11 protein-coding genes are annotated in these 10,543 nt (G+C 60.4%); 10 read left to right on the forward strand and 1 reads right to left on the reverse strand.

Annotation, left to right across the window (positions count from 1 at the left end; all coding sequences use genetic code 11):
- Nucleotides 1-131: 131 nt before the first annotated feature.
- The 10 genes from ACFPWW_RS07175 to ACFPWW_RS07220 all read left to right on the forward strand — a co-directional run bounded on the left by ACFPWW_RS07175 (nt 132) and on the right by ACFPWW_RS07220 (nt 10,127).
- Entirely contained in the window at nt 132-1,085 is a 954-nt protein-coding gene (locus ACFPWW_RS07175) for a glutathione S-transferase family protein (protein WP_377311219.1), read from the forward strand.
- Between the two features lie 155 nt (nt 1,086-1,240).
- Nucleotides 1,241-2,083 (forward strand): fumarylacetoacetate hydrolase family protein, encoded by an 843-nt coding sequence (locus ACFPWW_RS07180; RefSeq protein WP_112562596.1) that lies wholly within the window; start codon nt 1,241-1,243, stop codon nt 2,081-2,083.
- Nucleotides 2,084-2,290: 207 nt separating this feature from the next.
- Nucleotides 2,291-3,565 (forward strand): polyhydroxyalkanoate depolymerase, encoded by a 1,275-nt coding sequence (locus tag ACFPWW_RS07185; RefSeq protein ID WP_377311221.1) that lies wholly within the window; start codon nt 2,291-2,293, stop codon nt 3,563-3,565.
- A 144-nt stretch (nt 3,566-3,709) separates the two neighbouring features.
- On the forward strand, nt 3,710-4,144 hold the full coding sequence (locus ACFPWW_RS07190) for a DUF2852 domain-containing protein (RefSeq protein WP_112562600.1): 435 nt from the start codon (nt 3,710-3,712) through the stop codon (nt 4,142-4,144).
- Nucleotides 4,145-4,233: 89 nt separating this feature from the next.
- Entirely contained in the window at nt 4,234-4,992 is a 759-nt protein-coding gene (locus ACFPWW_RS07195) for a M48 family metallopeptidase (protein ID WP_377311223.1), read from the forward strand.
- A 73-nt stretch (nt 4,993-5,065) separates the two neighbouring features.
- Entirely contained in the window at nt 5,066-5,740 is a 675-nt protein-coding gene (locus ACFPWW_RS07200; RefSeq protein WP_112562604.1) for a phosphoribosylanthranilate isomerase, read from the forward strand.
- Nucleotides 5,737-6,957 carry a tryptophan synthase subunit beta gene (gene trpB, locus ACFPWW_RS07205; RefSeq protein WP_112562606.1) on the forward strand — a complete coding sequence of 407 codons (1,221 nt, stop codon included), beginning with the start codon at nt 5,737-5,739 and terminating at the stop codon, nt 6,955-6,957. Before ACFPWW_RS07200 ends, trpB begins: the two co-directional genes overlap by 4 nt.
- 5 nt (nt 6,958-6,962) lie before the next feature.
- Nucleotides 6,963-7,802: a tryptophan synthase subunit alpha gene (gene trpA, locus ACFPWW_RS07210; protein WP_112562608.1), complete on the forward strand. Its 840-nt coding sequence runs from the start codon at nt 6,963-6,965 to the stop codon at nt 7,800-7,802.
- A 39-nt stretch (nt 7,803-7,841) separates the two neighbouring features.
- Nucleotides 7,842-8,744: an acetyl-CoA carboxylase, carboxyltransferase subunit beta gene (accD, locus tag ACFPWW_RS07215; RefSeq protein ID WP_112562610.1), complete on the forward strand. Its 903-nt coding sequence runs from the start codon at nt 7,842-7,844 to the stop codon at nt 8,742-8,744.
- Between the two features lie 30 nt (nt 8,745-8,774).
- Nucleotides 8,775-10,127, forward strand: coding sequence for a bifunctional folylpolyglutamate synthase/dihydrofolate synthase (locus ACFPWW_RS07220; protein WP_112756187.1), 1,353 nt, complete (start codon nt 8,775-8,777; stop codon nt 10,125-10,127).
- A 47-nt stretch (nt 10,128-10,174) separates the two neighbouring features.
- Here ACFPWW_RS07220 and trxA read toward each other — a convergent pair whose 3' ends face one another.
- Nucleotides 10,175-10,495 carry a thioredoxin gene (trxA, locus tag ACFPWW_RS07225; RefSeq protein WP_112562614.1) on the reverse strand — a complete coding sequence of 107 codons (321 nt, stop codon included), beginning with the start codon at nt 10,493-10,495 and terminating at the stop codon, nt 10,175-10,177.
- Between the last annotated feature and the right edge of the window lie 48 nt (nt 10,496-10,543).

The following is a 10,543-nucleotide window of genomic DNA, read 5'->3' on the forward strand; positions in this document are numbered from 1 at the left end:
TCCGCGCTCGCCAGCTTGGCAAGCGCAGTTTGGTCGCAGCCGGTGCACAATCTGTTTCCAGAAACGGGCCTTACGCGCGCGCCAGACTCCCGGTAAAGCAGGGCCGGATCCGACCGATCAGGAGATACAGCGTGCTGGTGAATGGGAAATGGGCCGAGGACTGGCAGCCGGTCCAGGCGAAGGATGAGAAGGGTGGTTTCGTCCGCCAGATATCAAGCTTTCGAAACTGGGTGACGCCCGATGGCAGCGCAGGTCCGAGCGGTGAGGGCGGTTTTGCCGCGGAGCCAGGACGCTATCATCTCTATGTCGCCTATATCTGTCCCTGGGCGTCACGCACGCTGATCGGCCGCAAGCTCAAAGGTCTCGAAGAGGTCATCTCGGTTTCGATTGTGGAACCGGCGCTGAGCAAACAGGGATGGCGTTTCGGCGATTATCCCGGCGCGACCGCCGATGAGGTGAACGGCGCCACCTACATGCACGAGATCTACACAAAGGCGGACCCGCAGTTCACGGGGCGGGCAACGGTCCCCGTCCTGTGGGACAGGAAGCGTGCGACGATCGTCAACAACGAATCCTCCGATATCCTGCGTATGCTGAACAGCGGCTTTGGCGATCTCGCCGGCAGCGACGTCGATCTCTATCCGGCCGCTCACAGGGGTGACATCGATGCCTTCAACGAACGCATCTACCCCTCGCTCAACAACGGTGTCTATCGCACCGGGTTTGCGACGACGCAGATTGCCTACGAAGAGGCCTTTGCGGAGGTCTTTTCATGCCTCGACTGGATCGAGCCGCTGCTTGAAGGGCGCAAATTCCTGTTTGACGACCATCCGACGGAAGCCGATATCCGCCTGTTTGTTACGCTGGTGCGTTTCGACGTCGCCTATCACGGCCTGTTCAAATGCAATCTGCGGCGCCTGTCCGACTATGCCAATCTCAAGGCATTCTGCCGTCGGATGCTGGATTGGCCCGGCATCGCCGAGACTGTGAATTTCGATCACATCAAGCGCGGCTACTATTCGATCGAGAGCCTCAACCCGACGCGGATCGTCCCGGTTGGCCCGCAGCTGGCCGAGATTTTCTGAAACTGCGTGAAGTCGAAGCGATGGACGGTTTTCACGATTCCGAAAAAAGCGGAAATTCCGGGTCGCGGCGTACCGCTTCGGCGGAAAGGCATAATGACACCGATGAATAATTCGTTCATAGGTGGCGCACCCGCTTTCCATTGAGGAGGATATTCATGAAGCTGATGCGCGTTGGAGACGCGGGCCGGGAAAAGCCGGCCCTGCTCGATGCCGATGGCAAGATCCGCGATCTTTCCGCCCATGTCGCCGATATCGGCGGCGAGGCGATCACGCCTGCAGGTCTGGCAAAGATCGCCGCCCTCGATCCGAAGAGCCTGCCGGAACTGGCGCCCGGCCGTATCGGCGCCTGCGTTGCCGGCACCGGCAAATTCATCTGCATCGGCCTCAACTATTCCGACCACGCGGCTGAGACCGGTGCGACCGTACCGCCCGAGCCGGTCATCTTCATGAAGGCAACCTCGGCAATCGTCGGTCCGAACGACAATGTTCAGATCCCGCGCGGCTCCGAAAAGACCGATTGGGAAGTCGAACTCGGCGTCGTCATCGGCAAGACCGCCAAATATGTGACCGAGGCTGAAGCGCTGGACTACGTTGCCGGCTACTGCGTGTCCAACGACGTTTCCGAGCGTGCCTTCCAGACGGAGCGTGCCGGCCAGTGGACCAAGGGCAAGTCCTGCGACACGTTCGGCCCGATCGGCCCCTGGCTGGTCACGAAAGACGAGGTCGCCGATCCGCAGAACCTTGGCATGTGGCTCAAGGTCAACGGCCAGACGATGCAGAACGGCTCCACCAAGACCATGGTCTATGGCGTTGCCTTCGTTGTTTCCTACCTCAGCCAGTTCATGTCCCTGCAGCCGGGTGACGTCATCTCGACCGGCACGCCTCCGGGCGTCGGCATGGGCATGAAGCCGCCGCGCTATCTGAAGGATGGCGATGTGGTCGAGCTCGGCATTGAAGGCCTCGGTACCCAGAAGCAGCTCTTCGTAGCGGACCGTTAACGGCTTTTCTTGCCGAGAAGCTTAAACTTTGTGCGCCAAGATGATGCCGGAGATCAATTTTCCGGCATTATTCTTTCAGGCTGTAATGTTATGTTGCTGTGCAACAAAAACCTGTTAGCCTACGTTGATGTGCCAGCGTTAACGGAAAGAGTCCGGCGCCCTTCAATTGGCGTCGTCTTTGCCGGATAGAGAAAGGTGGCGCCCTCCATGTTTTACCAGCTTTATGAATTGAACCATGCAGCCCTGGCTCCTTTCCGCGCTGCAGCCGATATTATGCGTTTTGCCTATGCCAATCCGCTGAACCCCTTCTCGCAGACCCCGATGGGACGCACCATTTCGGCCAGCCTCGAAATGTTCGAGCGCACCACGCGCCGTTACGGCAAGCCGGAATTCGGGCTCAAGGAAACCGTCGTCGACGGCAAGAAGGTCGCGGTTCGCGAGGAAGTGGTCTGGGCGCGCTCCTTCTGCAGCCTGCTGCACTTCTCCCGCGATGTTCCGGACGGCCATAGCGGCGACCCGCGCATCCTCATCGTGGCGCCCATGTCCGGCCACTATGCGACCCTGCTGCGCGGCACCGTCGAGGCATTGCTGCCGAGCGCCGATATCTACATTACCGACTGGATGGATGCACGCATGGTGCCGATGACGGAAGGGACTTTCGACCTTTCCGACTACATCGACTACGTCATCGAGATGCTGCACTTCCTCGGTCATGACACACATGTCGTGGCCGTCTGTCAGCCCTCGGTCCCGGTTCTGGCCGCTGCCGCCATTATGGAAGAGGCCCGGGATCCGCTTGCGCCGTCGTCCATGACGCTGATGGGCGGTCCGATCGATACGCGCATCAATCCGACGGCCGTCAACAAGCTCGCCAAGGAACGGCCGCTCGAATGGTTTGCCGATAACGTCATCATGAACGTGCCCTGGCCGCAGCCGGGCTTCATGCGCCCTGTCTACCCGGGCTTCCTGCAGCTTTCCGGCTTCATGTCGATGAACCTCGACCGGCACCTGATCGCTCACAAGGAGTTTTTCATGCATCTGGTGAAAAACGACGGCGAGCCGGAAAAGCACCGCGATTTCTACGACGAATATCTCGCCGTCATGGACCTGACCGCGGAATTCTATCTCCAGACCGTCGAGCAGGTCTTCATGAAACACGCGCTCCCGAAAGGCGAATTGATGCATCGCGGCAAGCGCGTCGACCCTTCCGCGATCCGCAAGATTGCATTGCTGACGGTCGAAGGCGAAAACGACGACATTTCAGGTGTCGGCCAGACGCAGGCCGCGCAGACCGTCTGCGTGAATATTCCCGACGAGATGCGCATGCACTATCTGCAGCCGGATGTCGGCCACTACGGCGTCTTCAACGGCTCGCGCTTCCGCCGGGAGATCGCGCCGCGTATCGTCTCCTTCACGCGCCAGCATTCCCGCGCCAAGAAGCCGCCGGTCCAGCGCGTCATCAAGGGCGGTAAATCGGCGTGAGTTAGAGAATGCTGATTTAATGCTATCGATTCAAGACCTTGTCCGATTTAACCTGAAATCGTCTTGAAGGCCGGTTCAGCGGTAACCATCTGGTTTTTCAGCACTCGGCATCGTGTCGGGTGCTGAACGCGAGGATACCGCACGATGAACCAGTCAGCATTGCTTCGCCCGGATTGGACTCCGGCTACCGTTGCCTTGATGATCCTCGGCTTCATGGTTTTCTGGCCTCTGGGGCTGGCCATGCTTGCCTATATCATCTTCGGCGAGCGGCTGCGTGGCTTCAAGCGTGACGTCAACCAGGCAACGGACGGCTTCTTTGCAGGCTGCCGTCGTTCGCATGGCCGTCACCGCTCGCATTTCTCGACGGGCAACGTTGCCTTCGACGATTGGCGCAAGGCCGAGCTCGATCGCATCGAGGAAGAGCGCCGCAAGCTCGATGAAATGCGGGAAGAATTCGATTCCTACCTGCGCGAGCTTCGTCGCGCCAAGGATCAGGAAGAATTCGACCGCTTCATGCGCGAACGCAAGAACGGCAGACGCGACGACAATGGTCCGGTCGCCGAGTACCAGACGCCGTAAACGCGATCACAGAAAATCTACGGCCGGCATCGCTTCCGATGCCGGTTTTTCTTTGCCCGGATTCGCGTCGAATTGTATAGAAAACTCCCATGTTTCCGCTTCCGAAGATCCGCCGCACGACGAAGAAACCGTCGCCGCCCGAAAAGCGGACGCTGGATGTTGCCGGCCGTCCGATGCCCTTGACGATCAAGCAGCATGACCGGGCAACGCGGATCACGCTGCGTATCGAGCCCGGCGGACGCGCTTTGAAAATGACGGTGCCGAAAGGGCTTGCCGCCCGCGAGGTCAATGCCTTCCTCGATCGGCATCAGGGCTGGCTTTTGACCAAGCTTGCGAAATTCTCGACCGATACCGGCCTGCGTGACGGCGGAGAGATCCTCTTTCGCGGCGTCAGGCATCGCATCGAGCACACCGGCAGCCTGCGCGGGCTGACCGAGGCCGTCGTTGTGGACGGCAAAGCGGTGCTTCGCGTCAGCGGCATGCCGGAACATATCGGCCGGCGCATCGCCACCTTCCTGAAGAAAGAGGCGCGCGCCGACCTTGAGAGGCTGTCGCGCCTGCATGCGGGCTCCATCAAGGCGCCGATCCGCTCCATTTCGATGAAGGATACCCGCAGCCGCTGGGGCTCCTGCTCCTCGGAGGGGAACCTGAGCTTCTCCTGGCGCATCGTCATGGCGCCGCCTTCGGTGATCGATTATCTCGCCGCTCATGAAGTGGCGCATCTGAAGGAAATGAACCACGGTCCGCACTTCTGGGCGCTCTGCAAGAGGCTCTGCCCGCATATGGAAGAGGCGAAGTCGTGGCTGAAGCGCCATGGCAGCCAATTGCACGCCATAGACTTCGAGTGAGCGTTCCGCGTTAAATGCGGCCAGTATTGCAAATTGGCTCGACTCTTTTCCCGTTTCGTGTCACTTCGCTGCCATGAGACCGGATATCAAGATCTGTGGTTTGAAGACGCCTGAAACTGTCGAGCGCGCATTGAAGCGCGGAGCGACGCATATCGGCTTCAATTTTTTCCAGAAAAGCCCGCGTTACGTCGAGCCCGATATTGCCGGCAAGCTGGCCGAGCCGGCGCGCGGCAAGGCGAAGATCGTGGCCGTCGTGGTCGACCCGAGCAATGACGACCTCGATGAAATCGTCGCGCTCTTGCGCCCCGACATGCTGCAGCTGCACGGCAGCGAGAGCCCGGAGCGCGTGCTGACCATCAAGGCGATGTACGGCATCCCTGTCATCAAGGCATTGTCGGTGCGCACGGCCGACGACCTGAAACGGGTCGAAGCCTATATCGGTATTGCCGATCGCTTTCTTTTCGATGCCAAGCCGCCGAAAGGATCCGAACTGCCGGGCGGCAACGGCGTTTCCTTTGATTGGGGCCTGCTGACCTGGCTTGACGGCAATGTGGACTACATGCTGTCAGGCGGGCTCAACAAGGCCAATGTCGGGCAGGCGCTGGCGATGACCAAGGCGCCGGGCGTCGATACCGCCTCGGGCGTCGAGAGTGCGCCGGGCGTGAAGAGCCTGGACATGATCGATGAGTTTTTCGATGCGGTTGAACAGGCATGTATGCCTGAAACGACCACAGGGAGTGTAAATTGAACGAGACGCCTAAACCGAATTCCTTCCGCGCCGGCCCGGACGAAGACGGCCGCTTCGGCATTTACGGGGGCCGCTTCGTGGCCGAAACCCTGATGCCTCTGATCCTCGACCTGCAGGATGAGTGGAACAAGGCGAAGAACGATCCGGAATTCCAGGCGGAACTCAAGCATCTCGGCGCCCACTATATCGGCCGCCCGAGCCCGCTCTATTACGCCGAGCGCCTGACCCAGCATCTTGGCGGCGCCAAGATCTATTTCAAGCGCGAAGAGCTGAACCATACCGGCTCGCACAAGATCAACAATTGCATCGGCCAGATCCTGCTCGCCAAGCGCATGGGCAAGACCCGCATCATCGCCGAAACCGGTGCCGGGCAGCATGGCGTGGCTTCCGCCACCGTCGCTGCGCGCTTCGGCCTGCCCTGCGTCGTTTACATGGGCGCCACCGATGTCGAACGCCAGGCGCCGAACGTTTTCCGCATGAAGCTGCTGGGTGCCGAGGTGAAACCCGTTACGGCCGGCAGCGGCACGCTGAAGGATGCCATGAACGAGGCGCTGCGTGACTGGGTCACCAATGTCGAGAGCACCTACTACCTGATCGGTACGGCCGCCGGCCCGCATCCCTATCCGGAAATGGTCCGCGACTTCCAGGCCGTCATCGGCACCGAAGCCAGAGAGCAGATCCTTGAAGCCGAAGGCCGTCTGCCGGATCTCGTCATCGCTGCCGTCGGCGGCGGTTCGAATGCGATCGGCATCTTCCATCCCTTCCTCGACGACAAGGACGTCAAGATCGTCGGCGTCGAAGCCGGCGGCAAGGGCCTGCAGGGCGATGAACATTGCGCCTCGATCACGGCCGGCTCGCCGGGCGTGCTGCATGGCAACCGCACCTACCTGCTGCAGGACGATGACGGGCAGATCAAGGAAGGCCATTCGATTTCGGCCGGCCTCGACTATCCCGGCATCGGCCCCGAACATTCGTGGCTCAACGATATCGGCCGCGCCGAATATGTCCCGATCATGGATCATGAGGCGCTCGAAGCCTTCCAGACGCTGACGCGCCTCGAAGGCATCATCCCGGCGCTTGAGCCTTCGCATGCGCTTGCCGAAGTCATCAAGCGCGCGCCCAAGATGGGCAAGGACGAGATCATCCTGATGAACCTCTCCGGCCGCGGCGACAAGGATATCTTCACCGTCGGCAAGATCCTGGGAATGGGTGAGTAAAGAAAATGACCGCACGTATGGATAAACGCTTCGCCGATCTGAAGGCGGAAGGCCGCCCGGCGCTCGTAACCTATTTCATGGGCGGCGACCCGGACTACGAAACTTCGCTCGGCATCATGAAGGCGCTGCCGGAGGCAGGCTCCGACGTCATTGAGCTCGGCATGCCCTTTTCCGATCCGATGGCCGATGGTCCGGCGATTCAGCTCGCCGGCCAGCGCGCGCTCAAGGGCGGCCAGACTCTGAAAAAGACGCTGCAGCTTGCTGCCGACTTCCGCAAGACCAACGATACGACGCCGATCGTCATGATGGGCTATTACAACCCGATCTACATTTACGGTGTCGAGAAATTTCTCGACGACGCGCTGGCCTCCGGCATCGACGGGCTGATCATCGTCGACCTGCCGCCGGAAATGGATGACGAACTCTGCATCCCGGCGCTGAAGAAGGGCATCAATTTCATCCGTCTGGCCACGCCGACGACGGATGAAAAGCGCTTGCCGGCGGTTCTGAAGAACACGTCGGGCTTCGTCTACTATGTCTCGATGAACGGCATCACCGGCTCGGCGCTGCCCGATCCGTCGCTGATTTCGGGTGCGGTCAAGCGCATCAAGGATCATACCGATCTGCCCGTCTGCGTCGGTTTCGGCGTCAAGACGGCGGAACATGCAAAGGTCATCGGCGGCTCGGCCGATGGCGTGGTTGTGGGCACGGCAATCGTCAATCAGGTGGCAACCAGCCTGACGGCAGATGGAAAGGCGACAGCCGATACGGTTCAGGCCGTTGCGACGCTGGTTCGCGGTCTTTCCACAGGAACGCGTTCGGCGCGCCTTGTTGCTGCCGAATAGTTTCCCCACATTGGCACTAGTCAATCAGGAGTATTCGAGTTGAACTGGATCACTAACTACGTTCGCCCGCGGATCAATTCCATGCTGGGCCGTCGCGAAGTGCCGGAGAACCTCTGGATCAAGTGCCCGGAAACGGGCGAGATGGTCTTTCACAAGGACCTTGAGAGCAACAAGTGGGTCATTCCCGCCTCCGGCTATCACATGAAGATGCCGGCCAAGGCGCGCCTTGCCGACCTCTTTGACAATGGCGAATACGAATCCCTGCCGCAGCCGAAGGTCGCCCAGGACCCGCTGAAGTTCCGCGATTCCAAGAAATATATCGACCGTCTGCGCGACAGCCGCCTCAAGACCGAGCAGGAAGATACGATCCTTGCCGGCCTTGGCAATGTGCAGGGCCTGAAGCTCGTCGCCGTCGTCCATGAGTTCAATTTCATCGGCGGCTCGCTCGGCATGGCCGCCGGCGAGGCGATCGTCAAAGCCTTCGAGCGCGCAATTGCGGAAAAGTGCCCGCTCGTCATGTTCCCGGCTTCCGGCGGCGCCCGCATGCAGGAAGGCATCATGTCGCTGATGCAGCTTCCGCGCACCACCGTTGCCGTCGATATGCTCAAGGAAGCAGGCCAGCCCTATATCGTCGTGCTGACCAACCCGACCACCGGCGGTGTTACGGCGTCCTATGCCATGCTGGGTGATATCCATCTGGCCGAACCGGGCGCCGAAATTGGCTTCGCCGGCAAGCGCGTCATCGAGCAGACGCTGCGCGAAAAGCTTCCCGAAGGCTTCCAGACATCGGAATACCTGCTGGAACACGGCGTGGTCGATATGGTGGTCAAACGTCACGATATTCCCGAGACGCTGGCGCGCCTCCTGAAGATCCTGACCAAGAAGCCGGCTACGGCCGCAAACGATGCCAATGGGGTCATTGCTCTGGCGGCGAGCGCCTGAGCGGCGGACCTCACAAGATAGGGCGGGCCGATGACGGACAGAGGCCAGATCGCGGTGAGTGAGGCGGCGCAGGAGATCGAAAAGCTCATGGGATTGCATCCCAAGGGCTACGATCTGTCACTCGACCGCATCAAGCGCCTTCTGCAAGCGCTCGGCAATCCCGAGCGCAACCTTCCTCCCGTCATTCATGTCGCCGGCACCAACGGCAAAGGCTCGACATCGGCCTTCTGCCGGGCGCTGCTGGAAGCAGGAGGTTACAGTGCCCACGTCCACACGTCTCCGCACCTCGTAAACTGGCATGAACGCTATCGTCTGGGCGTGTCCGGCGGCCGGGGGCGCCTGGTTGACGATGCCGTTTTCGCAGACGCCCTCCGGCGTGTCGCCACGGCCAATGACGGCGAGAAGATTACCGTCTTCGAAATCCTGACGGCCGTCACCTTCATTCTTTTTTCCGAACACCCGGCCGACGCGGCAATCATCGAGGTCGGTCTCGGTGGTCGCTTCGACGCGACGAACGTCATCGAGGACCCCGCCGTTTCGGTCATCATGCCGATTTCGCTCGACCATCAGCCCTATCTCGGCGATCGGGTGGAGCTGATCGCGTCGGAAAAGGCCGGCATCATGAAGCGTGGCCATTCCGTCGTCATCGGCCACCAGGAATATGATGCGGCCCTCGACGTGCTGATGTCGACCGCCGAGCGGCTGCATTGCCCGAGTGCCGTTTTCGGTCAGGATTTCATCGCCCATGAGGAATATGGCCGGCTGATCTATCAGGATGAATTCGGCCTGGCGGATCTGCCCTTGCCGCGCCTTCCCGGCCGCCACCAATATGCCAATGCCGCCGCCGCCATTCGCGCCGTCAAGGCTGCGGGTTTCACCGTCACCGAGCCGATGATGGAGAAGGCGATGGAAACGGTGGAATGGCCGGGCCGTCTGCAGAAGCTCACGAAAGGCAGGCTCCTGAACCACGCGCCGGCCCGGTCGGAAATCTGGGTCGATGGCGGCCACAATCCGGGTGCCGGCGAAGTGATTGCCGAAGCCATGGCGAATTTCGAGGAGCGCCAGTCCCGGCCGCTGTTCCTGATATCCGGCATGATCAACACCAAGGACCCGGTCGGCTATTTCAAGGCCTTCGCGGATCTTGCGGAGAAGATCTATTGCGTGCCGATCCTCGGCAGCGAGGCGGCAATCGATCCGGTGATCCTGGCTCATGCCGCCTACGATGCCGGTCTCGTGGCCGAACCGATGTCGTCAGTCGTCGAGGCCCTGGACGCGATCGCTTCCACCGTCGATCCGGAGGCGCCGCCGCCACGTATCCTTATTGGCGGTTCACTTTATCTCGTCGGCGACGTGCTGGCGGAAAACGGCACGCCCCCCAAATGAAAAAGCCCGGCGCGTACCGGGCTTTTCGTATTGGACTGTCGATATCCTCAGGATGCGCTGGAAATCCAGTTGGAAAGCGCCGTCTTCGGCTTTGCGCCGATAGAGATGTCGGCAACTTCACCGCCCTTGAAGATCGCAAGCGTCGGGATCGAGCGAACGCCGAACTGGGCTGCCAGTTCCGGGTTTTCGTCGATATTGAGCTTGGCAACCTTGACCTTGCCAGCCATTTCCGTCGCGATTTCTTCGAGGCTCGGAGCAATCATTTTGCACGGACCGCACCATTCGGCCCAGAAATCGACGACGACGGGTTCTGCGGATTCCAGAACTTCCGACTGGAAATTGTTGATATCGACCTTAACGGTAGCCATAGGCTGCTCCTTTACCGGAATTTGCTGTTGGACAAGATGTGAGGGTGC

The sequence above is a fragment of the Rhizobium sp. GCM10022189 genome (assembly GCF_042656325.1).
Taxonomy (GTDB): Bacteria; Pseudomonadota; Alphaproteobacteria; order Rhizobiales; family Rhizobiaceae; genus Rhizobium.

What these genes read in the sequence shown, in the direction of transcription:
- ACFPWW_RS07180 (WP_112562596.1), top strand. Translation starts at nt 1,241, where the DNA reads ATGAAGCTGATGCGCGTTGGAGACGCGGGCCGGGAAAAGCCGGCCCTG.
- ACFPWW_RS07185 (WP_377311221.1), top strand. Translation starts at nt 2,291, where the DNA reads ATGTTTTACCAGCTTTATGAATTGAACCATGCAGCCCTGGCTCCTTTC.
- ACFPWW_RS07190 (WP_112562600.1), top strand. Translation starts at nt 3,710, where the DNA reads ATGAACCAGTCAGCATTGCTTCGCCCGGATTGGACTCCGGCTACCGTT.
- ACFPWW_RS07195 (WP_377311223.1), top strand. Translation starts at nt 4,234, where the DNA reads ATGTTTCCGCTTCCGAAGATCCGCCGCACGACGAAGAAACCGTCGCCG.
- ACFPWW_RS07200 (WP_112562604.1), top strand. Translation starts at nt 5,066, where the DNA reads ATGAGACCGGATATCAAGATCTGTGGTTTGAAGACGCCTGAAACTGTC.
- trpA (WP_112562608.1), top strand. Translation starts at nt 6,963, where the DNA reads ATGACCGCACGTATGGATAAACGCTTCGCCGATCTGAAGGCGGAAGGC.
- ACFPWW_RS07220 (WP_112756187.1), top strand. Translation starts at nt 8,775, where the DNA reads ATGACGGACAGAGGCCAGATCGCGGTGAGTGAGGCGGCGCAGGAGATC.
- trxA (WP_112562614.1), bottom strand. Translation starts at nt 10,495, where the DNA reads ATGGCTACCGTTAAGGTCGATATCAACAATTTCCAGTCGGAAGTTCTG.